The organism is Scandinavium sp. (assembly GCF_036271055.1).
Lineage (GTDB): Bacteria > Pseudomonadota > Gammaproteobacteria > Enterobacterales > Enterobacteriaceae > Scandinavium.
This window is the reverse complement of the sequence record NZ_DATBBJ010000031.1, coordinates 1-25,788: the sequence shown is the minus strand read 5'-3', so window position 1 is coordinate 25,788 and position 25,788 is coordinate 1. Positions and strand designations below refer to the sequence as shown.

General features: G+C 56.6%; 29 protein-coding genes. 8 read left to right on the top strand and 21 right to left on the bottom strand.

What is annotated here, in order from left to right:
- Nucleotides 1–19 precede the first annotated feature (19 nt).
- Together VH187_RS04510 and fdhF are read right to left on the bottom strand one after the other, a co-directional pair.
- Nucleotides 20–688: a tetratricopeptide repeat protein gene (locus VH187_RS04510; protein ID WP_329700361.1), complete on the bottom strand. Its 669-nt coding sequence runs from the start codon at nt 686–688 to the stop codon at nt 20–22.
- Nucleotides 689–815: 127 nt separating this feature from the next.
- Nucleotides 816–2,963 (bottom strand): formate dehydrogenase subunit alpha, encoded by a 2,148-nt coding sequence (gene fdhF / locus VH187_RS04505; protein ID WP_329700291.1) that lies wholly within the window; start codon nt 2,961–2,963, stop codon nt 816–818.
- A 261-nt stretch (nt 2,964–3,224) separates the two neighbouring features.
- Between fdhF and VH187_RS04500 the strand changes: the two genes are divergently transcribed.
- Nucleotides 3,225–3,956 (top strand): response regulator transcription factor, encoded by a 732-nt coding sequence (locus VH187_RS04500; RefSeq protein WP_329700290.1) that lies wholly within the window; start codon nt 3,225–3,227, stop codon nt 3,954–3,956.
- Nucleotides 3,957–4,011: 55 nt separating this feature from the next.
- Here VH187_RS04500 and VH187_RS04495 read toward each other — a convergent pair whose 3' ends face one another.
- The 6 genes from VH187_RS04495 to VH187_RS04470 form a co-directional block, all read right to left on the bottom strand.
- Nucleotides 4,012–5,019, bottom strand: a complete 1,008-nt coding sequence (locus tag VH187_RS04495; RefSeq protein ID WP_329700289.1) for a carbohydrate kinase family protein — start codon at nt 5,017–5,019, stop codon at nt 4,012–4,014.
- Nucleotides 5,016–5,876, bottom strand: a complete 861-nt coding sequence (locus tag VH187_RS04490) for a ketose 1,6-bisphosphate aldolase (protein WP_329700288.1) — start codon at nt 5,874–5,876, stop codon at nt 5,016–5,018. The genes VH187_RS04495 and VH187_RS04490 overlap by 4 nt, the downstream gene beginning before the upstream one ends.
- An 11-nt stretch (nt 5,877–5,887) precedes the next feature.
- Complete coding sequence (locus tag VH187_RS04485; RefSeq protein ID WP_329700287.1) at nt 5,888–6,574, bottom strand: D-lyxose/D-mannose isomerase; 687 nt, start codon at nt 6,572–6,574, stop codon at nt 5,888–5,890.
- 64 nt (nt 6,575–6,638) lie between these two features.
- The gene (locus VH187_RS04480; protein ID WP_329700286.1) at nt 6,639–7,580 is read right to left on the bottom strand and encodes an ABC transporter substrate-binding protein; all 942 of its coding nucleotides are present in this window, start codon (nt 7,578–7,580) and stop codon (nt 6,639–6,641) included.
- Nucleotides 7,581–7,610: 30 nt separating this feature from the next.
- Nucleotides 7,611–8,618, bottom strand: a complete 1,008-nt coding sequence (locus tag VH187_RS04475) for an ABC transporter permease subunit (protein WP_329700285.1) — start codon at nt 8,616–8,618, stop codon at nt 7,611–7,613.
- Nucleotides 8,615–10,135, bottom strand: coding sequence for a sugar ABC transporter ATP-binding protein (locus VH187_RS04470; RefSeq protein ID WP_329700284.1), 1,521 nt, complete (start codon nt 10,133–10,135; stop codon nt 8,615–8,617). The genes VH187_RS04475 and VH187_RS04470 overlap by 4 nt, the downstream gene beginning before the upstream one ends.
- Before the next feature lie 135 nt (nt 10,136–10,270).
- Between VH187_RS04470 and VH187_RS04465 the strand changes: the two genes are divergently transcribed.
- Nucleotides 10,271–12,553 (top strand): ATP-binding protein, encoded by a 2,283-nt coding sequence (locus VH187_RS04465; RefSeq protein WP_329700283.1) that lies wholly within the window; start codon nt 10,271–10,273, stop codon nt 12,551–12,553.
- A 69-nt stretch (nt 12,554–12,622) separates the two neighbouring features.
- Nucleotides 12,623–12,958 (top strand): DDRRRQL repeat protein YjdP, encoded by a 336-nt coding sequence (yjdP, locus tag VH187_RS04460; protein ID WP_329700282.1) that lies wholly within the window; start codon nt 12,623–12,625, stop codon nt 12,956–12,958.
- Between the two features lie 13 nt (nt 12,959–12,971).
- Here yjdP and VH187_RS04455 read toward each other — a convergent pair whose 3' ends face one another.
- Nucleotides 12,972–13,238 (bottom strand): hypothetical protein, encoded by a 267-nt coding sequence (locus tag VH187_RS04455; RefSeq protein ID WP_329700281.1) that lies wholly within the window; start codon nt 13,236–13,238, stop codon nt 12,972–12,974.
- Nucleotides 13,239–13,613: 375 nt separating this feature from the next.
- On the opposite strand from VH187_RS04455, the gene VH187_RS04450 reads away from it, so the two are divergent.
- The 5 genes from VH187_RS04450 (at nt 13,614) to VH187_RS04430 (ending at nt 16,782) form a co-directional block, all read left to right on the top strand.
- A complete protein-coding gene (locus tag VH187_RS04450) occupies nt 13,614–13,883 on the top strand; it encodes a YdgH/BhsA/McbA family protein (RefSeq protein WP_329700280.1) in 270 nt (89 codons plus the stop codon).
- A gap of 79 nt (nt 13,884–13,962) precedes the next feature.
- Nucleotides 13,963–15,033: a DUF4331 family protein gene (locus VH187_RS04445; protein WP_329700279.1), complete on the top strand. Its 1,071-nt coding sequence runs from the start codon at nt 13,963–13,965 to the stop codon at nt 15,031–15,033.
- 7 nt (nt 15,034–15,040) lie between these two features.
- Nucleotides 15,041–15,862, top strand: a complete 822-nt coding sequence (locus VH187_RS04440) for a DUF4198 domain-containing protein (RefSeq protein ID WP_329700278.1) — start codon at nt 15,041–15,043, stop codon at nt 15,860–15,862.
- Nucleotides 15,859–16,434, top strand: coding sequence for a HupE/UreJ family protein (locus tag VH187_RS04435; RefSeq protein ID WP_329700277.1), 576 nt, complete (start codon nt 15,859–15,861; stop codon nt 16,432–16,434). Before VH187_RS04440 ends, VH187_RS04435 begins: the two co-directional genes overlap by 4 nt.
- Nucleotides 16,435–16,458: 24 nt before the next feature.
- A complete protein-coding gene (locus tag VH187_RS04430) occupies nt 16,459–16,782 on the top strand; it encodes a cupin domain-containing protein (RefSeq protein WP_329700276.1) in 324 nt (107 codons plus the stop codon).
- A 30-nt stretch (nt 16,783–16,812) separates the two neighbouring features.
- Here the strand turns inward: VH187_RS04430 and phnP are convergent, their stop codons facing one another.
- The 12 genes from phnP to yjdN all read right to left on the bottom strand — a co-directional run bounded on the left by phnP (nt 16,813) and on the right by yjdN (nt 25,487).
- The gene (phnP, locus tag VH187_RS04425) at nt 16,813–17,571 is read right to left on the bottom strand and encodes a phosphonate metabolism protein PhnP (RefSeq protein ID WP_329700275.1); all 759 of its coding nucleotides are present in this window, start codon (nt 17,569–17,571) and stop codon (nt 16,813–16,815) included.
- An 84-nt stretch (nt 17,572–17,655) separates the two neighbouring features.
- The gene (gene phnO / locus VH187_RS04420; RefSeq protein WP_329700274.1) at nt 17,656–18,087 is read right to left on the bottom strand and encodes an aminoalkylphosphonate N-acetyltransferase; all 432 of its coding nucleotides are present in this window, start codon (nt 18,085–18,087) and stop codon (nt 17,656–17,658) included.
- Nucleotides 18,077–18,643 (bottom strand): ribose 1,5-bisphosphokinase, encoded by a 567-nt coding sequence (phnN, locus tag VH187_RS04415; protein ID WP_329700273.1) that lies wholly within the window; start codon nt 18,641–18,643, stop codon nt 18,077–18,079. The genes phnO and phnN overlap by 11 nt, the downstream gene beginning before the upstream one ends.
- On the bottom strand, nt 18,643–19,779 hold the full coding sequence (gene phnM / locus VH187_RS04410; protein ID WP_329700272.1) for an alpha-D-ribose 1-methylphosphonate 5-triphosphate diphosphatase: 1,137 nt from the start codon (nt 19,777–19,779) through the stop codon (nt 18,643–18,645). The genes phnN and phnM overlap by 1 nt, the downstream gene beginning before the upstream one ends.
- On the bottom strand, nt 19,776–20,456 hold the full coding sequence (gene phnL, locus VH187_RS04405) for a phosphonate C-P lyase system protein PhnL (RefSeq protein WP_329700271.1): 681 nt from the start codon (nt 20,454–20,456) through the stop codon (nt 19,776–19,778). The genes phnM and phnL overlap by 4 nt, the downstream gene beginning before the upstream one ends.
- Before the next feature lie 10 nt (nt 20,457–20,466).
- On the bottom strand, nt 20,467–21,225 hold the full coding sequence (gene phnK, locus VH187_RS04400; RefSeq protein ID WP_329700270.1) for a phosphonate C-P lyase system protein PhnK: 759 nt from the start codon (nt 21,223–21,225) through the stop codon (nt 20,467–20,469).
- Entirely contained in the window at nt 21,222–22,067 is an 846-nt protein-coding gene (phnJ, locus tag VH187_RS04395) for an alpha-D-ribose 1-methylphosphonate 5-phosphate C-P-lyase PhnJ (protein WP_329700269.1), read from the bottom strand. The genes phnK and phnJ overlap by 4 nt, the downstream gene beginning before the upstream one ends.
- Nucleotides 22,060–23,124: a carbon-phosphorus lyase complex subunit gene (locus tag VH187_RS04390; RefSeq protein ID WP_329700268.1), complete on the bottom strand. Its 1,065-nt coding sequence runs from the start codon at nt 23,122–23,124 to the stop codon at nt 22,060–22,062. Before VH187_RS04390 ends, phnJ begins: the two co-directional genes overlap by 8 nt.
- Nucleotides 23,124–23,708, bottom strand: coding sequence for a phosphonate C-P lyase system protein PhnH (gene phnH / locus VH187_RS04385; protein ID WP_329700267.1), 585 nt, complete (start codon nt 23,706–23,708; stop codon nt 23,124–23,126). Before phnH ends, VH187_RS04390 begins: the two co-directional genes overlap by 1 nt.
- Nucleotides 23,705–24,157: a phosphonate C-P lyase system protein PhnG gene (phnG, locus tag VH187_RS04380; RefSeq protein WP_329700266.1), complete on the bottom strand. Its 453-nt coding sequence runs from the start codon at nt 24,155–24,157 to the stop codon at nt 23,705–23,707. The genes phnH and phnG overlap by 4 nt, the downstream gene beginning before the upstream one ends.
- On the bottom strand, nt 24,158–24,883 hold the full coding sequence (phnF, locus tag VH187_RS04375) for a phosphonate metabolism transcriptional regulator PhnF (protein ID WP_329700360.1): 726 nt from the start codon (nt 24,881–24,883) through the stop codon (nt 24,158–24,160).
- A gap of 169 nt (nt 24,884–25,052) precedes the next feature.
- Nucleotides 25,053–25,487: a VOC family metalloprotein YjdN gene (gene yjdN, locus VH187_RS04370; RefSeq protein WP_329700265.1), complete on the bottom strand. Its 435-nt coding sequence runs from the start codon at nt 25,485–25,487 to the stop codon at nt 25,053–25,055.
- Between the last annotated feature and the right edge of the window lie 301 nt (nt 25,488–25,788).

Here is a 25,788-nt window from a genome sequence, read left to right as displayed (position 1 = left end):
GCCGCCGCCGGGCGACAAATTATTCGCCGCTCAGCGCATCAAGCGCTTCACATCCTGAATCGTTGCCTTCCAGACAGCTGACGTTAAACCAATTCAGCGCTTTCTGCGTATTCGGCTGGATAAACCCTTTTTCCCCATCGCGAAACATTACGCCCGCCCAATATTCGGCGTAGCCAGAGCGCGACAGCATCGAGCTACTCTTGAAGAATTCCGTGGCTTTCGCGTCATCCTCTTTGATCTCGCCGCCGTTGGCGTAAATCAGGCCAAGCAGCATTTGCGCATCCACGGCGCTGTCATCGTCTGTATTTTCCGCCGCTTTCTGTAACATCGAGATCGCGCGCGGGTAATCTGTTTTCCCCGCCTGCGTGTTCAGCAACGTGTGAGCGAGGGTGATTTCCCCGCTCGAACTGCCCGCCAGCACCGCCTGTTCGGCGAGTTTACGCGCATCGGGCAGGCTGGTTTTCATGGTCATTTGCGCCAGCAGGGCAACCGCATCCGGCTCGCCCGCTTCTGCTGCTTTCTCGGCCCAATAACGGGCATGCGACTCATCGCCGGAGCTGTAATAGGTGTCGGCCAGATAATACTGGGCGCGTTTGTCGCCCGCTTCGGCCTGTTCTTTGTATTGGGTGCCAATGTCGTCGGCCTGAGCCAACAACGGGAATAACAGCCACAAACCCCAGCGTTTCATCATGGAATAATCATCAATTAGTCAGGACGCGCAGTATAAAGGGCGACCAATAAGAATGAAATGGCTGCCAGATGACCAAAAAAAGGGGGTGAAAAAATTTCACCCCCAGGTAGAACACACCTTCGCTTTAGCCCAGCGCACTCTCACGTAACCGGGATTTCAGCTTGTTGTATTCATCAATAACGTATTGTTCCGCGCTGCGCTGATCGGCTATGCGCTCCACGCGTACCGCACAATATTTGTACTCCGGCGTTTTGGTAATCGGGCTCAGGTTCTCCGTCACCAGCTCATTACAGGCACCAATCCACCACTGATAGGTCATGTACACCGCCCCGACGTTCGGGCGATCGCTGACCTGTGCACGGGTGATGATTTTGCCCTTACGCGAATGCACCCACACCAGCGCTTCGTTTTCGATACCGAGTTTTGTCGCGTCTGCGGTGTTGATCTGCGCGTATCCCGGTTCATCGGCCAACGCCGCCAGTGCTGCACAGTTCCCGGTCATCGAACGGCAGGAGTAGTGGCCCACTTCACGCACGGTGGAGAGCACCAATGGATAGGCTTCGGTGAGCTTATCGATAGGCGCGACCCAGTCACAAGTGAAGAACTGCGCCATGCCGTTCGGGGTATCGAATTTCTCTTTAAAGAGATACGACGTGCCCTGATCGGCGTCTGATTCATCGCGGCACGGCCACATCACATAGCCCAGTTCACCCATTTTTTCGTAGGTGGCCCCGGTGAAATCCGGACACAGATGACGCAACTCATCCCAAATTTCCTGGGTGTTGTTGTAGTGCATCGGATAGCCCATACGGGTGGCGATTTCGCTGATGATTTGCCAGTCGGTTTTCAGATCCCACTTCGGTTCAACCGCTTTAAAGAAGCGCTGGAAACCACGGTCGGCGGCGGTATACACCCCTTCGTGCTCGCCCCAGGAAGTGGACGGCAAAATGACGTCAGCCGCCGAGGCGGTTTTGGTCATAAAGATGTCCTGGACGATGACCAGTTCGAGATCTTCAAACCCTTTGCGCACCGCCGACAGTTCGGCGTCGGTTTGCAGCGGATCTTCACCCATGATGTACGCCGCGCGCACTTCACCATGCGCCGCGCGATGCGGCAGCTCGCTGATGCGATAGCCCGTATGTTCAGGCAGACTGTCCACGCCCCAGGCCTTGGCGAATTTCTCGCGGTTGGCCGGATTGTTGATGTACTGATAGCCCGGATAGGTATCCGGCAGCGCACCCATATCACACGCGCCCTGCACGTTGTTTTGCCCACGCACCGGGTTTACGCCAACACTCGGGCGGCCCAGATTGCCGGTCAACATCGCCAGGCTCGTCAGCGAACGCACGGTTTCCACGCCCTGATAGAACTGGGTGACGCCCATGCCCCATAGGATCGCAGCGGATTTCGCCCCAGCGTACATTCTCGCGCACTGGCGAATTTCCTGTGCGCTCACGCCGGTAATGGCTTCCACCGATTCCGGCGTGTAGCCCTCAACGATTTTGCGATACTCCTCGAAGCCTTCGGTACGGCTGGCGACGAACACCGTGTCGTAGAGATTTTCTTCGATAATCACATGCCCAATCGCGTTCAGCAGCGCGATATTCGAGCCGTTTTTCAATGCAATATGCATATCGGCAATGCGCGCGGTTTCAATTTTGCGCGGATCGCAGACGATGATTTTCGCCCCATTACGTTTGGCGTTAATCACGTGATTCGCCACGATAGGGTGGGAATCTGCCGGGTTGTACCCGAAAATAAACACCAGATCGGTGTTATCAATCTCTGTGATGGCATTGCTCATCGCGCCATTACCGACCGATTGGTGCAGACCTGCAACCGAAGGGCCGTGTCAGACGCGAGCGCAGCAGTCGACGTTATTGGTGCCAATAACGGCGCGTGCAAATTTTTGCATCACATAGTTGGTTTCGTTCCCTGTCCCGCGTGAGGAACCGGTGGTCTGGATAGCATCCGGGCCGTATTTGGCTTTGATGGCGCTCAGGCGTTCGGCGACGTAGTTCAGCGCTTCATCCCAGGACACAGACTCCAGTTTGCCGCCACGCTGGCGACGGATCATCGGGGTTTTCAGGCGCGGGGTGAGGATCTGGGTATCGTTGATAAAATCCCAGCCGTAATAGCCTTTCAGACACAGCGTGCCCTGATTGGTTTTCCCCTGCGCCGCTTCCGCCCGGATTATTTTGCCGTTATCCACCACCAGGTTTATCTTGCAGCCCGATGCGCAATAAGGGCAAACCGTGACGACTTTTTTCATCGGTTTCGCTCCACTTAAACAGTCGCATAAATGCGTTCAGTGCACCTAATGCAGGTTTTATGCCACTCTTTATCATGTGGGTATTTAGGCGGTTGTCCGTGGAAAACGGTGTCGAAAAAGAGTCGTTCGTCAGTTTTGACGTGTCGAAAGCCGCCGGGATGTGACAGCGGTTAAAGATTCGTCATCGCAGGCTGGCATTGGCTGGAGCGTACAGCAGAATCAGCCAGACTTACTCCATAGCGTTCTGGGCAGGGGCTGACGATGAAACCGGTCATTCTGGTAATTGATGACGACACCGCAATCTGCGAGCTCCTTCGGGATGTGCTCGCCGAGCATGTGTTTGATGTCGCGGTGTGCCATCTCGGTCAACAGGGCGTGGCGATGGTAGCGCAGCGGCCCGACATCGCGCTGGTATTGCTCGACATGATGCTGCCAGATATCAACGGCTTGCAGGTGCTAATCCAATTGCAAAAGCTGCGCCCGGAATTACCCGTCGTGATGTTGACCGGCATGGGCAGCGAATCTGACGTGGTGGTCGGGCTGGAAATGGGCGCAGACGATTACATCGGCAAACCCTTTAATCCACGGATTGTGGTGGCGCGACTGAAAGCGGTATTACGCCGCAGCGGTGCGTTGGCCTTGGATGTGCGCAGCGAGCAGGGGAACGGCATGACGTTTAACGGCTGGCGGCTGGATACCGAACGCTGTGAACTGTTCAGCCCCGCGCAACACGCCGTCGCGTTGACCCAGGGAGAATATGGCCTGCTGCTGGCGCTGGCGCAAAATGCACGGCGCGTGTTGAGTCGGGAACAGTTGCTGGAACTGACCCACAGTGAAAGTACCGACGTGTTCGACCGAACGATTGATGTGCTGATCATGCGTCTGCGCCGCAAAATCGAAATTAATCCACACCAGCCAATGCTAATCAAAACCCTGCGCGGATTAGGTTACGTGTTTGCCGCCGATGTGGTTCACGGCGACAAAGCGGCGTGAATGGTTACCCTTGTAGACCCGAGCAAGCGCAGCGCCGCCGAGCAATGCAAGCCATTCACCCGTTCTCACTGATAAACAACTGCAACTCTTCGAGCGTTTTCGCCCCGTCGATGGCGTTGGCGCACAACAGGCTGGTACGTGCGCAGGCGTGAGCCAACAACACGCTTTGCCGTAGCGGCCACCGTTCGTGGCAGCCGTACAGGAACCCGGCGCAAAACGCATCGCCCGCCCCGACACTGCCGACAATCTCATTTTGTGCCAGCTTCCACGACGGCACCCACTGGCCCGCTTCGTCCGGTGCTTCACACCACGCACCTTCCGGGCAGTGGATCACGACGCGTTGTTTGACGCCCGCCGCCAGCAGCAGCGTTGCCGCCTGAGCGATATTGTCGATATCGGGCTCACCGTTTTCGACGCGGATCGGTAACTCGCTGAATTCCCCGGCTTCCAGTTCGTTAATCACTAAATAATCAAGATGGGCGAGCGCTGGACGCACCAGCGGTTGATAGCGCGGGTCACCTTTGCGCGACACCAAATCCAGCGAGGTTTCATAGCCTTTCTCACGCATTTGCGCCAGCAATCGCGCGGCGCGAGTGCCGTACTCTTTATCGGGCAGATCCAGACTGTCGAGCAACAATAAATAGCCGAGATGGAAGATCTTCATCGATCCTTCCAGCCGATCAAACGCCGGAAGATCCAACAGACGGTTCGCGCCCGGTGAATGGAAAAACGTGCGCTGCCCGCTGGGATCGGTCATCACCTGCGACATCGACGTGGGCGCAAAGGTGGTGCGCTGTACGTGCTGACGGTTAACGTGATACTGGTCGAGCATCGCCATGATGTAATCGCCGTCGCCGTCTTCACCAATCAACCCGACCGCCTGCAACGGCAAATGGCTGCGCATTTTGGCGAGCGTCAGCAGCACATTAAGCGGTGCGCCACCAGTGGATCGCTCACTGTGGGTGATCTCTGCCAGCCAGCCACGTTCGGGCCATTGCACGATACGATGCACATGATCGACCAGCATATTCCCGGCTGCGATAATCCCCAGGCGTTCCATCACGCTTTCCCCGCGCTGCCGAAAATCCGCATCTGTTCGGCGACGGTATCGGTGATCGCCGTTTCAATGCCGAGCAGCAGTTCGGCAAACTCATCGTAAATCGGTTGTCGCTGCGTCATCCGTTGTTCGACTGCGCCCAGCGCCGCCTGCGACATGCCGGTGTAGAAATTGATTTTGTGAATGCCAAGTTCGATGGCGCGACGGAAATCTGCATCACTGATGCCGGAGCCGCCGTGCAATACCAGTGGTAAACCGGTCTGTTCGCGAATGGCGTCCAGGCGTGCGAAATCGAGTTTTGGCTCGCCTTTGTATTTGCCGTGCGCGTTGCCAATGGCGACGGCTAAAGCGTCGATGCCGGTTCTGTCGACAAATTCACGCGCCAGATTCGGGTCGGTGAAAAACGCTTCATCGGCATGACCGTACAGCGCGCCGCCTTCATCGCCGCCGACCGCGCCCAGTTCCGCTTCGACTGACACGCCAACTGCATGACACATCTTCACCACTTCACGGGTCTGACGGATATTTTCGTCGTAATCGAGCGTAGAGCCGTCAAACATCACCGAGCTAAAACCGAGACGCAATGCGCGGACCACCGCTTCAAAATGCAGGCCGTGATCGAGATTGAGCACCACCGGAATGTCGTGGCGCGCGGCCTCAAAACGCACCGCTTCGACCAGCGATTCCAGCGATAAATACTTAAAATGTACTTCGGCGATATTGATGATGAACGGCGAGCGCTCCTGTTCTGCGGCGGCAAATAACGCGCGCAGAAAGTGCGAGTCCAGAACGTTAAACGCGCCCAGCGCGTAACGGTGTTCCCGGGCATGGGTCAGCCCGTCGGCGAGGGAAATCAATGGCATACAATATTCCTTTAGCTGCGAAACAGGCGGTATTCGTTGCACAGCACCAGCTGCGCCGGTTCGTCTTCTTCAATGCTGATATAGCGGTCGAGCGGCACCAGGAAATGGTTGTCATGTTCATCGTCATTGATGCTCGACACTTCCCCGACCAGCACATCGCCAAAGCCGCGTTCGCCCCAGAAACTGTGGTACAACCCCGGCGGTAAACAGATGCTTTCGCCTGGTGCTATCCGCAGTTGGCTGCCCGCTGCGTGAGTCTGACGACAACCGTCGAGCGTTACCGTGACGTCACTGTTTTCTGTTTGCTCCAGACCATCGGCGTTCCACAGTTCGATAATCAGATTGCCGCCGCCGCGATTGATGATGTCTTCTCGCTTACGCCAGTGGAAATGCATCGGCGTCACCTGTCCGTCGCGCACGTGCATGATTTTTTCAGCATAGCTCTTTTCGTAGGGCATGCCGTTGGGCGAACCATTACGCAGAGTGAAAAGCGTTAAGCCTTGAGAGGAGAAATCGTTGCTGCCAAAAGAAGTCACATCCCAGCCGAGTCGCAGGGCGAACACTTCATGCCAGGTATCGGGATCAAGCTGTCGCCATTGGGTTGGCGGAAAGCTGGCGAACGGCGGCAGATGCACATTGTGCTGGGAGAAAAATTGCCGCGTATGGCCAAGTATGTCGTTGATTGCGGAGCGCTTCATCTCTTGAATTCTCCTTGAGTGGATGCCTGATGGCGACAATGCTATCGCCATCAGGCAGTCAGGCTTATTTCACCGTCCAGCCCTTATAGGTTCCGACGCTTTTCTTGTCGATCATTGTCACAGGGATCAGCACCGGCTCTTTCGGCGCGGGTTTGCCCTGCAAAATGTCATAACCGATTTCCACGGCTTTCGCCGCCATCACCTGGGGATCCTGCGCAGGCGTTGCCACGAACAGGGAATTTTCGCGTTTCAGCGCTTCTTCGCCATCCGGTGAACCATCGACGCCAACAATAAAGAACTCTTTACGCTGCGCCTGTTTCGCCGCCAGATCGGCCCCAATCGCCGTCGGATCGTTAATCGCAAACACGCCGTCGATCTTCGGATTCGCCGCCAGCAGAGCGGTCATCACTTCCAGCCCGCCTTCGCGACTGCCTTTGGCGTTCTGGTTGTCAGACAGCACTTTGATATCCGGGTGACGCTTGAACTCGGTCTGACAGCCTTCGACACGGTTTTGCACCGCAGAAACCGGTGGCCCGTTGATGATCACCACATTGCCTTTGCCTTTCAGGCGGTCGGTGATGTATTTACAGGCCATCTCGCCTGCCTGGGTGTTATCGGAGGTAATGGTTGCATCGGCCCCGGCCGCTGCCACGTCAACCGCGACGACTACAATGCCCGCCTCTTTCGCGCGTTTCACCGCCGGGCCGATGCCTTTGGAATCCGCGGCGTTGAGGATGATCATGTCGACCTTCGCGGCAATAAAGTTATCAATCTGCGACACCTGCTGACCGAGATCGTAACCGCTGGAGACCAGCGTCACTTTGACGTTATCTCCCGCCAGTTTGTGGGCTTCCAGTTCAGCCCCTTTGGTGATTTGCACGAAGAACGGATTGGCGAGGTCGCCCACCGTCACGCCGATGGATTTCAGCTCTTTAGCCTGCACAAACGGCGCGGCAGCGAGCAGGGTGCCAGCACAGAGTGCGATGGCAAGTGGCTTTAAACGCATGTTGTGATCCTCTGTCGTAGGGTTTTGTTGTTATGCACTTTGATGGTGTCGGGTACGGTATTTGTCGATCAGCACCGCAATGATGATCACCGCCCCTTTGATCACCAATTGCCAGAAGTAAGAGACGCCCATGAGCGTCATGCCGTTGTTAAGCGTGGCGATGATCAGCGCCCCCACCAGCGTGCCGGTGATGGTGCCGATCCCGCCGACAAAACTGGTGCCGCCCAGAATCACTGCTGCGATGGCGTCCAGTTCATAACCCATGCCAAGATTGCCGTTGGCGCTGTAGAGTCGCGAGGCGCTCATCACCCCGCCAAGCCCGGAAAGCAGGCCGCTCATGCCATACACAAACAGCAGCACCAGCCACACTTTGATACCGGTGAGCCGCGCCGCCTGCATATTGCCGCCGACAGCATAGATATGAACGCCGAGCGTAGTACGACGCAGAATGAACCAGCACACCACAATGACCGCCAGCGCGATCACCACCAGCCACGGCACGGGGCCGAGATAGTTATTGCCGATCCACTCAAAACTGATATCTGAGTTGATAACCGTGGTGCCATCGGCCAGCAGATAGGCCGCGCCACGTAGCGCCGTATAAGTGCCGAGCGTGACGATAAAGGGGGGAAGCCCGGCGAAGGCCACCAGTGCGCCGTTGAATAGCCCGAGGATCAGGCCCAGCATCAGCGCCGCCGGGATCGACAGCAGGGCGAACTGCGGGATCAGCGACACCACCATCGCTGCCACCGCTGTAGTGCCGAGAATCGAGCCGACCGACAGGTCAATCCCGCCGGTCAAAATGATGAAGGTCATGCCCGCCGCCAGCACGATGTTGATTGATGCCTGGCGGGTAATGTTCAGCAAATTACTTTCGGTGAAGAAGTTCGGCGTGATAAAGCCAAACACCGCCACAATCAGGATCAGGATCGGCAAGATCCCCACCGTTTGCATCAGATCACCCATTAGCATTTTACGTGCAGAGGCTTTCGCCACCTGCTGTGGGGAAGGCACGGAATGTTCTTTTTGCGTGGTCATGGTTGCACCGCCTGCTGGTGGGATTCGTTCACCCCTGTCGCCAGGGTCATAATATTTTCCTGCGTGATGTCATGGCTGAGCAGCTCCCCGGCAATGCTGCCTTCGCGCATCACGTACACCCGGTCGCTCATGCCGACGACTTCCGGCAGCTCGCTTGAGATCATCAAAATCGCCACGCCCTGACGCGCCATCTGGTTCATGATGCGGTAGATTTCGCTCTTCGCGCCTACATCCACGCCGCGCGTTGGTTCATCCAGAATCAGAATGCGCGGGCCAATCGCCACCCATCGGGAAATCAATAATTTTTGCTGATTGCCGCCGGACAACCCGCCTGCGCGTACCTGTGAATGCGGCACGCGGATGTTCAGCAGTTTGATGGCGTCATCGGAAATGATTTGCGCTTTTTTGCGGTCGAGCATGCCGTAGTGCGCGTCACGTTCCAGCGTTGCCATGGTGATGTTTTCCTGCGCCGCCAGTTCGAGAAACAGCCCTTGTTCTTTGCGGTTCTCCGTTAAAAAACCGATCCCTAAATCGATGGCTTCGCGCGGGGAGTGGATCAGCACCGGCTCACCGTCGACTTCAATCACACCGCCAGTCGCTTTGCGCACGCCGAAAATCAGCTGCGCCAGTTCTGAACGCCCCGCGCCGACTAAGCCCGCCAGTCCGACGATTTCGCCGGAACGCACCAGCAGGCTGCACGGTTGCACTTTGTTGCCGTCGGTCAGGTGATGCACGTTGAGGCGCGCCTGACCGTGGGGAATATCGCGCTCTTTGTTGAACAGGTCGCTGAGCGGACGACCCACCATCATGCGCACCAGTTCGGAGGCGTTGAGTTTGTCGCGGGTTAAACTGCCGACGTATTGCCCGTCGCGCAGCACACTCACACGGTCGGAAAGCTCATACACTTCTGCCATGCGGTGACTGATGTAGATGATCGCCATGCCCTCATCGCGCAGGCGCAAAATGAGTTCGAACAGACGATGGGTTTCGCGCGAGGAGAGTGCGGCGGTGGGTTCATCCATCACCAGAATCCGGCTGTTGCGGTGTAACGCGCGAGCGATTTCCACCTGCTGCTGTTCGGCGATGGTCAGCTTCATCACGCGATCGGTCGCTTTGAACTGTGCGCCGAGACGGTTAATCACTTCCTGTGCCTGCGCCACCATGGTTTTGCGCTGCACCAGCCCGCCGCGCGACAACTCGCTGCCGAGGAAAATGTTTTCGGCGACGGTCAGATTGGGCGCGAGCTGCATTTCCTGATAAATCAGGGTGATGCCAGCAGCTAAAGCGTCTTTCGGGCCTTTGATGGCGTGCGGTTTGCCATCTATCAGGATTTCGCCGCTGGTGGCGGTATAGGCCCCGGCGAGGATTTTCATCAGTGTACTTTTCCCCGCGCCGTTTTCGCCCATTAGCGCGTGGATTTCACCGGGAAACACCGTCAGGTCCACCCCTTTCAGCGCATAAAACTTGCCAAAGGCTTTGGCGATGTTGCGCATCTCCAGTACCGGCGTCGGGTTCATGGCGGCTCTCCTGAGGGATTATCGATATCAGCAGTGCATCACAGGAAAGTAAATGCAAAATGTCAGAGGCCGTTCATATTTGTCATAGTGCTGAAAAAGTGCCGAACCTTTGATTCACCTCACACTGGAGCCGCCATGCCGATACGCCGTCCTTCCTTTTTCGCCAGCGCACGCGGCCGCCTGCTGTTCTTTAATTTGCTGGTGGTGGCGGTGACATTGATGGTGAGTGCGGCGGCGGTGCTCGGTTTTCGTCACGCCAGCCAGATTCAGGAACAGGTGCAGCAGCAGACGTTTGACGACATGACCGGCAGCATGAATCTGGCACGTGACACCGCCAATGTGGCGACGGCGGCGGTGCGGCTTTCGCAGGTGGTTGGGGCGCTGGAATACAAAGGGGAAGCGGAACGGTTACAGGCCACGCAAAAAGCGCTGAAACACTCGCTCGACCAACTGGCAACGGCCCCGCTGGCGCAGCGTGCGCCGGAGCTGGTGCAGCGCATTACCCAGCGCAGCAATGAACTACAGCAAAGCGTGGCGGGAATGTTAAAGCGTGGGCAGCAGCGCCATCTGGAGCGCAACGCGCTGCTCAGTTCGCTGTACCAGAACCAAAGTTATCTGCGCCATTTGATTGAAATTAACCAGCGTCAGGGCGAAGGTTCGCTGGACGGGCGTCTGTTAATGGAAATGGACCGGCTTCTCACCGCCGCCATTGAAACGTCGATGCCGCGTTCCACGGTGCGTCAACTGGATACCGTCATGCATGCATTGCCGACGCAGAGCAGTGATTCGACCATTGCCTTTATTTTGCCGGATTTCAATGCAGAACTGCGCAAACTGGCGCCACTTTCGCTCAAACTTGAGCAAAGCGATCTCGCCATTAGTTGGTACATGTTCCACATTAAAGCGCTGGTCGCCATTCTCAACGACGACATTAATCAGTATGTGGCGCAGGTGGCGCAGTCCTCCGAACAGCGCGTGGCGCAAAGTCATCGCGAGTTAGGCTCGATAATCGACTTTATTCTTAGCTTTGCCCTGCTGGCGCTGGTGATCACCGGTTTTGCGGGCTGGTATATCTACCGCAATTTAGGGTCGAACCTGAACGCGATTTCCTCGGCCATGTCGCGGCTGGCCCACGGCGAGCAAGACGTGTCGCTGCCTGCGCTGCAACGGCGTGATGAGCTTGGCGAACTGGCGCGTGCGTTCAGCGTGTTCGCCCGCAACACAGCTTCACTGGACCACGCTTCGCGGCTGCTCAAGGAAAAATCGACGCAGATGGAGCTCGACCGCATTGAGCGTCAGGGGCTGGAAGATGCTTTGCTTCACAGTCAAAAAATGAAAGCCGTCGGCCAACTGACGGGCGGTCTGGCCCATGATTTTAACAATCTGCTGGCGGTGATTATTGGCAGTCTCGAACTGGTGAAGCCGAATGAAGCCGATGCGCCCCGCATTTCACGCGCACTGAAAGCCGCCGAGCGCGGGGCGTTATTAACCCAACGTCTGCTGGCGTTTTCGCGTAAACAGTCGCTGCACCCCCATGCGGTTGAAATGAAAGGGCTGCTGGAAAACCTTGGCGAACTGATGCGTCACTCATTGCCTGCGACAGTAACCCTGGATATCGAAGCACAAACGCCTGCGTGGTCTGCGTGGATTGACGTCGGTCAGCTGGAAAACGCCATTATCAATATGGTGATGAACGCCCGCGACGCGATGGAAGGGCAGGCCGGTGTGATCAAAATCCGCACCTGGAATCAGCGTGTGAACCGCAGCGATGGACGCAAGCAGGACATGGTGGCGCTGGAGGTTATCGATCACGGCAGCGGCATGTCGCAAGAGGTGAAAGCGCAGGTGTTCGAACCCTTCTTTACCACTAAACAGACCGGCAGCGGCTCAGGGCTTGGGCTATCGATGGTCTACGGTTTCGTGCGTCAGTCCGGCGGGCGGGTGGAAATAGAAAGCGCGCCGGGGCAGGGTACGACCGTACGGCTGCAATTACCGCGTTCAACGTTACAGGCCGTGGAGCGTTTGCAGGACGTTGCGGTGGCCGACGATATGCCTGCCGAAAAACTCGCGCTGGTGTTGGAGGACGAAGCCGATGTTCGTCAGACGTTATGCGAGCAGTTGCATCAACTGGGCTGGCTAACGCTCGAGGCGATGAATGGCGAACAGGCGATTGCGATGCTGGATGCCTCGGCTGATATCGCGGTGCTGGTGAGCGACCTGATGTTACCCGGCAGGCTGAGCGGCGCAGAAGTGGTTAATCATGCGCGCAAACATCACCCACAAGTGGCGGTGCTGATGATAAGCGGCCAGGATTTGCGCCCAACGAACAATCCTCAATTGCCTGACGTCGAACTTTTGCGCAAACCTTTTACGCGCGTCCAGCTCGCGCAGGCGCTGCGTCAGGCGAGCAGTAATTGAGATTCCTCCGCTACCCGCCGTCATAGGCGTTGATTACGCTCAAGTCAGTCCAACCCAGAGACTGAACTGATGAAACGTACCTCAATGGCGCTGCTGTTTAGCGCGCTCTCGCTGGCAAGCCAACTGGCTCATGCCGATATCATTGATGATGCCGTGGGCAACATCCAACAGGCCATTAGCGATGCTTATAAGCCGGATAGCGACCACGTGTATCACGATGACCGCGACGACGACCAGGATAACAACCGTCAACAAGACAATGACCGTAGCCGTCAATACGACGACCGCGAGCATCAGTTAGAGGACCGCCGCCGCCAGTTAGATGATCGGCAGCGCCAGCTCGATCAGGAACGTAGCCAGCTTGACGACGAAGAGAGCCGGTTACGGGACGAGTATGACCGCTGACAGGAAGCGAACGTTATTCCTGATGGCGGTGCCTGAACTTCTGTGATGCTTTGCGATTGAGCGCCGCGACCAGTATCGCGGTCAGCAGGATGGCAACCAGACCTATCATCGCCAGCGCCAACAAAAAAATGGCTAGAACTTGCGTAGTCATGCCCTGAATATGGTTCATAGCAGAAAGATGAGTCAGGGATAAAAACCAATTGCTGCGAGCAAGGGAATAAAACAGAGCAATAAATATAGTGGGTAATGACAACGGGATTATTAGCAAGTTAACAATCATGTTCGTTACCTCTTTATTGACCATCCAGCAGGATGAAAGTTAATCGACGTTGCGACTATTCCATATTTTTACGGCAATGTCTTTTGCTGATTAAATCCCATTCTGGATATCTACTACCTCTAATGAAGTATTGACGGCTAAGTGTTCAGGTTTTGTTGGTGATATAGTCTTTGAAGAACTGATTAATCGGAATTTAATAATCAAAAAGCCGTCAAAATTTAAAAATAAATATTAAATTATCCGTTATAACTTTGTTATGAATTGGTGATACATGTCCGCTTTATCTTGACTAAGGTGAAATTGAGCGGCGGAAAAGTTGCTACGTTTCCAGCAGGCTTCCGCTCCAACAACACAACATAATGAAAGGACGACACCATGTTCAATAAAGCAATTCTCCTGACTGCATTGATGGCTTTTAGCTCATTAACCCTCGCCGCGACAGAAATTCGTGACTCGCAAACGGCTGGAATGAAAGAGAAAGTGGGTAACATTTCGGTCAACGTTAAAAACGGCACTTTCGAAGAGGCGATGGCTGCATTGAGCAAAGAAGCCGATGGAAAAGGGGCCGAATTCTACCACATCACCTCACTTGAACGTGCCGGGATGAGCGCCGACATCAGGGCGACTGCCGTTATCTATAAGTAAAAATAAATCTTCTATGCCCGGTACTTTTAGCCGTAATAATCACTGTATAGATTATTACGGCTCTTTTTAAGGAAGCGAAATGTCTATTTTAAAAAAAGCCAAGCTGGCGCTGTTTTTATCCTCTGTCGTGTTGTCCCCGGTCGTCAGTGCAAGTCACCACTTTGAGTCTGAACAAGCCATTCAAACCCCATCACTTAATCAACTCGATAATTTTGTTTTTCCGGCCACTACGCCGGGATATACCGCTATCGTAATGACCGTCAATAACAGTCCGAAAGCGGGTGACGGCGGAATATTTAATCCTGAAGCGCTGTATAATATCCACATTGCTGAATCTGCAGATTATAAGCAAGGAAAGACGTTTACCTTCAAATTTGATGCCCAGGGCAATGCCACAATTTTCCAGGAAGCGACTGCCGACAGTGCGGTTGGGGTAACAGGAAAATCTATCGGTAAAGCCGAAGCCAACAGCACCGCAACGCTCAGCAACGGGATTAAAATCTGGACCGGTGCCGCACAGGATCCGTTCGTCGGCAACTCACCTGGATTACACCGTTTCCGCGCGCAGCTTGCTGAAGGGAAATACGATCCGAACGTATGGACCTCGACGAAGGGCAAGAATATCTTCGCGGCCCGTAACTGTGGCGCCATTGTGCTGGAAATCCCGAATTCGCTGCTGGCCTCAAAAGTCAGCGTCTACATGACCACCGATTTCCAGAGCAATGATGCGTGGAAGCAGGTGCAGTACTCAGCCAACCCTCTGTTTTCTCACACCATGCTCTTCGAGAACGAAGCCCTAAAACGTGAGCATGATGCAGGCCGTCCACAAAACAGCGATGACATGAAGAACTTTGTCTCTGCGCGTACGTCACGTGCCAGTGCGGTAGCGCATTCGCAGAAAGACCCTATCGCCTACGGTGACAAAGTCGCGAATATGCTGGTGCCGGACGTGCTGACCTATCAGGTGGGTGAAAAGGCCGTCTTCACCGCAGAGAAGCGCAACGGACGTAGCCTGGATGATGATGCCATGAGCGCCATGCTCAGCCTGCTGATTGGTCAACCGACTGATCAGGCCGTCGCCAATCCAAAACGTTACAGCCACACCTTCCCGTACGTGGTGCCTGTGTCCCTGAAAAAAGCGCAATACTGAGTCGCGGATGAAACCTTCATTAAGCGGTTTTAAAAGCGCAATGATGGTGCTGGCGTTGTTGGTTTTCAGCGCCAGCAACGCTCAGGCGCATGAGTTTTGGATGATCCCGCATGATGCCCAAAGCCAGACAGATGCGAAGGTGCTCTTTGAACTGCGCATTGGCAGCGGTTTGCCGGGCAAGCAAACCGTGCGTATTCCGGGTCTCATCGCGGATTTCACCGCATCAGATTCAGAAGGTAAATACGTCGTCAGCGGTCACGATAACTCGCTAGTTATCGGTCATATCAAGCCGCGAGTGCCTGGCGCAACGCTGGTTTCACTGCGAACGAATCCGGCGCAAATCACGCTCTCCGCCACTGAATTTGAAGAGTACTTGCGAGAGGAAGGGCTGGAAAAGGTGATTCGTCAGCGCAAAGAAGACGGAGATTCCGCGCAGCCAGGGAGCGAGCTCTATTCCCGTTGCGCGAAAACCATCGTGCTGGTTGATGGCAAAAGTGAGGGGTTTGATAAAGCGGCGGGTATGCCACTGGAACTGATCCCTCTGACGGAGCCTTTGCAGTATCAGCCGGGTGAAAACTATCACTTACGGCTTGTACGTGACGGAAAACCGCTGGTGGGTGCGCAGGTGAAAGCCCTGCTTCAGGGCAAGAAAAACTGGTTCCTGAAAGCGGTGACGGATGCCAACGGTGAAGTCGCGATAGCGTTACCGGAACCTGGCGTCTGGTTATTCAGTTCAGAAGATATGGTGCCTTCGCAGAGCCCGGATGCCGAATGGGAAAGTTTGTGGGCGTCCGTCACGATGGAGATCGGCAAAAGGAGTGGGCAATGAAGTCAGGCATTAAGAACGCTGCTACCGCGCTAAGTCTTATCCTGCTACCGGCTTATAGCTGGGCACATGCAGGAAACGGCGCGGGATGGCTGCATCCGCTGAGTGGTATCGATCATCTGTTGGCGATGATTGCGGTGGGGGCCTGGAGTGTGCAGATTGGCGGGCGGGCCGTGTGGTTAGTGCCGGGAGCATTTGTCTGTTTTATGTTCCTCGGCGGCGTCATCGGTTTTGAACATATCGAACTGCCGTTTACCGAAGTGGGCGTGTCGCTATCGGTGGTTATCCTCGGCTTAGCCATCGCCTTTCGCCAACGTCTTCCGGTGGCTGCGGCCGCAGCTGCTACGGCGATATTCGGTATTTTCCACGGCTACGCGCATGGCTATGAAATGCCATTGATGCAGAACAAAGTCATCTACACGGTAGGTTTTCTGAGCACGACGGCCACGTTGCATCTGGTGGGCGCTTTCGGCGCGCACTTCTTACAAAAAGTCGCCATTGGCAGCCGACTGTTACGGTTGTCCGGGGCGCTCTCAGCCCTGTGTGGCGTCTGGTTGGTAATGAACGCAGTTTAACGAAGAACAACGAGAGGTGAGGCAATGACACAACACAACGATACCGTACACTTTGGCGATGTGGCTATCCGTATTCTGAGCAACAGCGATGACATGACCGTGTCAGAGCTGGAAATGCCTGCGGGCGCAGTCGCCAGCATTCATCAGCATCCCCATGAAGAAGTGAACTATGTGGTGAGCGGCGTGCTCGATTTTATGTGTGATGGCGAAACCACGACGCTGCGCGTCGGGCAAGCAATGCGTATCCCGCCGAATAAACCGCATAACATCACCTGTCATAAAGACGCGCCAGGCAAAGTGCTGACGGCATGGACCCCATCGCGTACCGACCTGATAGCTAAGCTGTAAACGCACCACACGCCCGGCATCGTCCGGGCGTTAATCCAGTACAATCTCCAGCCCGTCAAAACCCGCTTCAAACTCTTCTGGCAAGGCATTGCTCATCATCCACACGTCAAACTGATGACTGATATGCGTCAGCACTACGCGCGGGCAGTGCACGATCTCATTGATCGCGATGACCGTATTGAGATCGCAATGATTGCGCGGCGGCTGCATTTTGGGTTCGTGGCTGCAATCGATGATCATCACCTGCGGGTGATTATTCAGCAAAAATTTCAGCGTTTTTTCTGGCAGCCCCGCGGTGTCTGAGAGCCAGGCCACGCGGCTGTGGGCGGATTCCAGCAGATAACCGAAAGTGAGTTTGGAATGATTAAGCGGCAGCGGCGTGACCTGCAAACCTTGCAGTTCAAACACCACGAACGGTTCAACGGTATGGCTGAAATCGAGCAGGCCGGGATGTTTAAACAGATCGTCGCAGCCCTGTTCATCGGGCGGACCGTAAACCGGGATGTTATCGCCCACGCCCCAGCGCAGCGGGAATAAGCCCTGCACGTGATCCATGTGGTAATGCGTGAGTAAAAATTGCTGGAAGCTGCCTGCGGGGTAGTGGTCCATCAGCTCAGGGATGCCCGCGTCGAGCAGCGTGACGGCGTCGTTATAACGTACTTCGGCGCTGCACGGTCGACGACGATGGCTTTCATCCTGCCGCGCGCGACGGCAGGCGGCGCAGTCACAGCCAAACACCGGCACCAGTTGCGCGCCACCTGTACCGGTGAGACGGAGGGTCAGGGTCATGTTTTTCCTCGCCAAAAAATGCCGGGTCAGCGTAGGTTACGGTTTTGTAGGCCGGGTCAGGCGAAGCCGCCACCCGGCAACGGCTTACAACATTTTCTTAAAACGGAAATGGCTCTGCTGATACCCTTCTCGCAGATAAAAACGGTGCGCGTCTGTGCGAACTTTACCGCTGGAAAGCTCCATCAGGCTCGCGCCGTTTTGGCGGGCTTCCTCTTCTGCCCACGCCAGCAGTCGTTGCCCCACATTCAGGCCACGCATTTGTGGCAAAATAACCAGTTCCTGAATCTCGCCAATCCAACAGTTGAGATTCAATGGGAACATCATCTGTATTCCTATCAGACCGACGATGTCGCCATTCACCAGCGCCAGCTGATAGCGCTGGCTCGGGTTGCTGAGATTGGCGGCAAAGCCCGCCGCGAAGGTGTCCCGGTCATACTCTTTTTGTTTCAGTTCACAAATCAGGCCATACACCGCGTCGGTATCAGCCAGCGTGGCGGGGCGAAGTTCACAAGGCATGCTGATCCTCTTTCGGATTACTGTGGGCGCGAGTCAGGCGCATAAACGTTTCCACAGACTGTAGCAGACTGCCGTCGTTGTTCAGCGTTAAACAGTCGCTGAGCGTGTAGCGAGCGGCGCGTTCCAGGCGCTGGGCAATTTCCTTTTCTGTCTCACGCCCACGCTGTTCCAGTCGGCTGCGTAAAATATCGGGTGACACCTGCAAACAGACGGGCAGCAGCGCGTCGGCATAGCGCGCTTTGGCCTGCGCCAGATGGGCGCGGGAACCGTTCACCACTACGTCAAACCCGGCGTGTAGCCACACGTCGATTTCAATGCCGACGCCGTAATACAGTGCGTTGGCATGCCAGCTCAAGGCGAAAAGCTGACGTTCAGCGCGGGTGAAAAATTCGTGTTCGCTCAATGCGATATGGTTCTCGCTGCCCGCCGTTGAAGGGCGAGTGATATAGCGATGAGCGACCAACATGTGTGAATGTTCCCGCTGGCGTAACGCTGCCAGCAGGCTGTCCTTCCCGGACCCGGATGGGCCGACTAACCAGATAAGCCGTCCCGTCATCAGAAGACCCTCTTGCCCTGACGCCATACATGGTCGATATGCACGTGTTCGCCTTTGCGGTGAACCAATACCAGATCGGCGCGTTTGCCTTCGGCAATCACACCACGGTCAGACAAATTCAGCGCCCGCGCCGGGTTGCGCGTCACAAGATGGACCGCTTGCGGCAGGGTGAAGGCATTGCGTTCGTCATCGGCGATACGGAACGCCGCGTCGAGCAAGCTCGCGGGATAGTAATCCGACGAGAGAATATCCAGTTGCCCGAGCGATGCCAGCGCGTGCGCCGCCACGTTGCCAGAATGCGACCCGCCGCGCACGATGTTTGGCGCGCCCATCAGCACGTTCATGCCATGTTTGCGTGAAGATTCTGCTGCTTCGAACGTGGTTGGAAATTCGGCGATCACGCTGCCAATTTCGAAAGATTCAACAACATGTTCGTGAGTCGCATCGTCGTGACTTGCCAGCGCGATATTGCGCGAGCGGCAGGCCTGCGAAATCGCCATTCTGTTCGGCTGTGACCACTCGGCAGCCAGTGCCAGCTGTTCTTCTTCAAATTTGTCCATCTGCTCGTTGGTGAGATGGTATTTGCCCTGATAGTAATCACGATACTTCGAGCGGTCGGCGTACTGACGCTGGCCCGGCGAGTGATCCATCAGCGACACCAGTGACACCAGTTCGCGGTCGACCAATTTCTCGAACAACGGCAGTGTAGTGAAATGCGGCAGTTCGCAGCGCAGATGCAGACGGTGCTCGGCACGGTTGAGGCCGCGCTTTTCCGTGTCCTCAATGGCGTTGATCATCTTCTCTAAGTTTTCCAGACGGTCGCCGCCGTCGCGCACGTCGCCAATCGCCACCGCATCCAGCACTGTGGTGATACCGCTCGCCACCATCAGCGCGTCGTGGCTGCTCATCGCAGAATGCGCGGGCCAGTCCACTTTCGGGCGTGGGGTGAAGAATTTATCCAGATTATCGGTATGCAGCTCAATCAACCCCGGCAGCAGCCAGCCGCCTTCGCCGTCCATCGCCTGCGGGTTCTGGCTTTGGGTTTCCGCAAAGGTGCGGATCACGCCGTCCTGTACGTCGACCGAGCCGTGCACCACTTCATCTTCCAGCACTAATTTCACGTTGTTGATAATCATGCTGCGGCTCCCATCGGGTGTAGGCGGTCGGCGACGCGATTGCGCACCGTTTCATCATGGAAAATGCCGACGATGGCCGCGCCACGCGCTTTGGCTTCGTCGATGAGCTCAACGACTGCGGCGCTGTTTTTGGTATCCAGCGAGGCGGTGGGTTCATCCAGCAGCAGGATCGGGTAATCGACGATAAAGCCACGGGCGATGTTGACGCGCTGCTGTTCGCCGCCGGAAAACGTCGACGGTGCGAGGTGCCATAGGCGTTCCGGCACGTTGAGGCGTGTGAGCAGGCTGGCGGCCTTGGCGCGGCATTGGTCATACGGCACACCAAGATCCAGCAGCGGTTGCATTACCACGTCGAGTGCAGAAATACGCGGGATCACGCGCAGAAACTGGCTGACCCAGCCGATGGTGCCTTTGCGAACTTCCAGCACTTTACGCGCCGGAGCGGTGACTAAATCGATCCATTCATCGCCATGTTTGATGTGGATGTGGCCTTCATCGGGCAGATAGTTGGCGTACAGCGAACGCAGCAGCGTTGATTTTCCGCTGCCGGAATGACCGTGTAATACCACGCACTCCCCGGCGTTGACCGTCAATTCGGCTTTGTACAACACCGGCAAATTGATGCCGTTTTGATGATGCAGGACGAAAGTTTTACTCAGGTTTTCAACGCGAATCATAGTCAGATCCTTAATTCTGCAATACGGACGAAACCAGCAGTTGGGTGTAAGGATGGTGTGGGTCGTCGAGCACGCGGTCGGTTAAACCACTTTCCACCACCTGACCCTCTTTCATCACCATCAGACGGTCGGCGAGCAGGCGCGCGACGCCCAAATCATGGGTGACAATCACCACCGCCAGATCCAGTTCCACCACCAGACCGCGCAGCAGGTCGAGCAAACGCGCCTGCACGGAAACGTCCAGCCCGCCGGTCGGCTCGTCCATAAACACCAGCTTCGGATGGGTCACCAGGTTGCGGGCGATTTGCAGACGTTGCTGCATACCGCCGGAAAACGTGGTCGGCAGTTCATCAATGCGCGACGGGAGAATTTCTACCGCTTCCAGCCACTGTTGTGCGGTTTCGCGGATGTTGCCGTAATGACGCGCGCCAGTTGCCATCAGGCGTTCGCCGATGTTGCCGCCCGCCGATACCTGACGACGCAGGCCGTCCATCGGGTGTTGATGCACCACGCCCCATTCGGTGCGTAACAGGCGGCGGCGTTCGCCTTCCGACATGCCATACAGCGACTGGTTTTCGTAAATCACTTCGCCCTGCTGCGGCGCGAGACGCGCGGAAATCGCTTTCAGCAGCGTGGTTTTACCGGAGCCAGATTCGCCGACGATACCCAGCACTTCGCCAGGCCACAGCTCAAAAGAGACGTCGGTAAAGCCTTTGCCCGGCGCATAGAGATGGGTCAGGTTATTGACCGAAAGTAACGGCTGATTCATTGACTTAACGCCTCGCTCTGTTGGCGGCAGAAATCGGTATCGGAGCAGACAAACATCCGTTTGCCGGTGTCATCGAGCACCACTTCGTCGAGATAGCTGTGGCGCGACCCGCAAATGGCGCAGGGTTCTTCCCACGCCTGCACGGTGAACGGGTGATCGTCGAAATCGAGGCTTTCCACGCGGGTGTACGGCGGCACGGCGTAGATGCGTTTTTCGCGTCCTGCGCCGAACAGTTGCAGTGCAGGCATGCGATCCATTTTCGGGTTATCGAATTTCGGGATGGGCGACGGGTCCATCACATAGCGATCGTTCACTTTCACCGGATAGGCGTACGTCGTGGCGATATGGCCGAAACGAGCGATATCTTCATACAGTTTCACCTGCATCACGCCGTACTCTTCCAGCGCGTGCATGGTGCGGGTTTCGGTTTCGCGCGGTTCGATAAAACGCAGCGGCTCCGGGATCGGCACCTGGAAGATCAGGATCTGATCTTCGGTCAACGGCGTTTCGGGGATCCGGTGACGGGTCTGGATAAGCGTCGCGTCTTCGGTGCGTTCGGTGGTGTTGACCCCGGTCACGCGTTTGAAGAAGTTGCGGATCGACACGGCGTTGGTGGTGTCATCTGCGCCCTGGTCGATCACTTTCAACACGTCGGCTTCGCCGATCACGCTGGCGGTCAGTTGAATGCCGCCCGTGCCCCAGCCGTAAGGCATTGGCATTTCACGCCCGCCGAACGGCACCTGATAGCCCGGAATGGCGACGGCTTTCAGAATGGCGCGGCGGATCATGCGTTTGGTCTGTTCGTCGAGATAAGCGAAGTTATAGCCGCTGAGATTAGCCACGGGTGCGCTCCTGTTGCAGGCGTTTGAGCAGTTCCAGTTCGGCCTGGAAATCGACGTAATGAGGCAGTTTGAGGTGCGAAACGAACCCGGCGGCTTCCACGTTATCGGCGTGGGCCAGCACGAACTCTTCGTCCTGCGCGGGGCCTGCGATGTGTTCGTCGTAGTCGGGCGCTTGCAGGGCGCGGTCCATCAGCGCCATCGCCATCGCTTTACGTTCGCTGAGGCCAAACACCAGGCCGTAGCCGCGAGTGAAGTGCGGGGACTTATCTTCCGTGGCGACAAAACCGTTCACCATTTCGCATTCCGTCATCAGCAATTCGCCGACGTTCACCGCAAATCCCAGCTCTTCCGGCACGATTTCCACATCTACCGTGCCGCTGCGAATTTCTCCGGCAAACGGATGATTACGCCCATAGCCGCGCTGCGTGGAGTAGGCCATCGCCAGCAAATAACCTTCGTCGCCGCGCATCAGCTGTTGCAGGCGCGAGGCACGAGAACAGGGATAAACCGGCGGGGTGCGGGTGATGTCATCTGGCGTTTCGCCCGCGTCTTCTTCCACTTTCGCCAGTCCCTGGCGCGTCAACAGGCTGAACACGTGCGGCGACGCGGCAGGCTGTTCATCGCTGGAGGTCACGCGCGGCGCTTCGCCGTTGGCGAGCAGCGTGAAATCCAGCAGGCGATGGGTGTAATCGTACGTCGGGCCGAGCAGTTGACCGCCGGGAACGTCTTTGTACACCGCCGAAATTCGGCGCTCTAAACGCATGTCGGCGGTGTTAATCGGCTCACTCACCGCCAGACGCGGCAGGGTGGTGCGGTAGGCGCGCAGCAGGAAGATGGCTTCAACGTTATCGCCGCTGGCTTGTTTCAGTGCTAACGCCGCCAGTTCGCGGTCGGCGATGCCGCCTTCGGTCATCACCCGGTCTACTGCCAGATTTAGCTGTTGCTCGATTTGCGCGACGCTCAGCTCGGGAAGCTCTGCGTCACCACGGCGTTTTTGTTCCTGAAGGGCGTGCGCGGCAGCGATGGCCTTTTCGCCCCCTTTGACGGCAACGTACATCAGCACACCTCCACATGAGTGGTGCGAGGGATAGCCAGCAGGCGGTCGCCGCAGGTCAGAATGAGATCCACGCCGAGCGGGAACGGGTGCGGGCGCTCGGTCAGTTCGTGAATGATGCACTCCGGCAGTTGCGGGGCGATCATCCGCTCTTCATTGATGCCTGCGCCAGTCAGACGCAGCATTCGGCCGCCGCTCAGGCTGCTGAGCTGAACAATCAGCGTGGCGCTGGTTTCTGGCGCGATGGCGCTACCCGCTGACAATGCGTTGAGTTGTTCGCTGCTGATCGACGCATCGGTCACGGCAAACAGTGCCTGATGTGGCTGATCGACGAGGGGGGCGTTAGTGTGAAAACGCAGGTTCTGACGTGCGATATCGTTATCGACCGAGGCCGACAGCCACACCGGGGTGTCGTTATCCGCCAGCGTCAGCAGCACGCTGGTGGTGGCCGGGGAGAGCGGCTGCCAGCCGTGTTTATGCTGATGCAGTGACACAATCACGCCCGGCTCGCTCATGGCTTTCAGCAAGCGGCGGAAACTGTGTTGGGCATCCTGCACCGGAAGAGGAAAAGCAGTTTGTAGGGTCATGCGTTGTCTCCACGCACTAAAGTAAAGAAGTCGACCCGGCTGGCGTTCACTTCAGCGTGGCGGGCGGCGATTTTCGCTTCGCGCTCCGCTTCCAGCGGGGCAATCAGGGTTTCCATCAGCGCCTGGAAATAGCTGTGGGTTTGTAACAATGCATCCAGCGCTGCGCAGCGTTCGGCGTGGGCTTTATCGCGGCCCAGCACCCAACTGTAGCCAAGAGTACCGTCATTCAGACGTACGGTGGCGCGGGTTAACGTGGCGTCACCGGCAAAGAAGCGCGAACCCGTCGCGCCCATCCGTGCCTGGATTTGCACCAGGCCGCTTTCCGGCGCGCGGAGGATTTCGTATTCCGGCGAAAGCTTCAGAGCCTGCATACGGGCGGCGAGTTGTTCTGGCTCGCTGTGGGCCAGCGCCGACATCCAGCGCTGGCGGGTTGCGGTATCGAAAGGCATTCAGTGCTCCATGGTGAATTCGATCATGTCGGCGCGGGTCAGGCTGACGGAGTATTCCGCCGCATTGGCCTCGCCTTCACGATGGTTCAGGGTGCGCACGCACAGCAGCGGCGCCATATTCGGGATTTCCAGCACTTTGCTTTCTTTGGCCTGGGCGCGGCGGGCGCTGATCCGCGTTTGGGTGCGAGTCAGGCTCAAATCCAGTTCTTCACGCAGGAAATCGTGCAGTGAGCCGCTGTGAAAGCGTTGCAGCGCGGGCCAGAAACGCATGTCGGCAAAGTAGTGATCGATAATGCACAGCGCGACGCCGTTGACGCGGCGCAGGGTGCGAAGGTGAATGACGTTGTCGCCTTCCTGCACGCCCAGCGCGTCAGCCACGTGGCCGGAGGCCGGACGCAGCACTGACAGCAGTTTTTCGCTGGTCGGGTGACTGCCCTGATCGAGCAGATTCTGGCTAAACCGGGCTTGCGCGTTGAGCGGGTAGTCGAACGGGCGCATCAACACCAGCACGCCCACGCCCTGACGGCGTTGCACCCAGCCTTTCTCGACCAGCTGATCGATGGCACGGCGCAGCGTGTGACGGTTGACCTCAAATCGGGCAGCTAACTGATGTTCAGCGGGAAGGTAGTCGCCGCAGCGATACTGACTGCGCAGCTCCTGCTCGAGCTTCGCGGCGATTTCCTCGTAGCGCGTCGGGTAACTGGTCGGATGTCTGGACAAGTGCAGCATAATGAGACCTCTTCAACGTCGGTATCGCCCGGTGAGGGGAAAGTGAGACGAAACTGGCGACATCGTGACCCCGCAATATGACAGCGCGGTTAAGGCACGGTGACTGAACGATGAAGAGTTGAGGTGAGGTGTGTGACAGGGCGAGAGGCCTCGCCCTGAAAGGAAGTTACTGCTGTTGCTTAACGACGTTGATCATCCACGGCACGCCGAATTTATCGGCCACTTTGCCAAAACCGTGGGCCCAGAAGGTTTCCTGCCACGCCATTTCGACTTTACCGCCCTGAGCGAGGGCATCGAACCAGCGTTTTCCTTCGTTGACGTCCTGGGTGTCGAGCACAAGGGTAAAACCGGAATAGCTGACGCTGTCGGTCATCCCGTCGCTCATCATGATTTCGCTGCCCGCGATGCGGACGTTGGAATGGGCGATGGCATCAGGTGGGAATTGCATTCCGGATGGGCAGCCTTCTTCGCTGTTTTGGTCGTTTTTCGGCATGTCGCCGAAGGTGATTTGATAACCGATTTCGGCATTCAACGCCTGCTTGTAGAAAGCATGGGCCTCCGCGCAGTTGCCAGAGAATGAGATGTAGGGACTTAACGGCATGGTCATGACCTCGGAAAGAATGACCCGCTAAGTGTAGTTACGCTGTGTGAAAGTAACCAGGCGGTAGCAGGTGGCGTATCGCCCGGCGGCGCTGCGCTTGCGTGGGCCAACGATTGCTTGAATTATTTTGGCTGTAGATTTAGCGAGGGAAAAATCGATGTTGTAGATACTGTTATGCCACGCAAGCATTTTCCATATGCAGAGTGGCATCGAACGGCTGTCCTGATTTCAGGACGCCGTACGCCACCTGCGCCAGTTTGCGCATCATTGCCCCGATTATCAGCTTCGCGCTCTTCCCGTT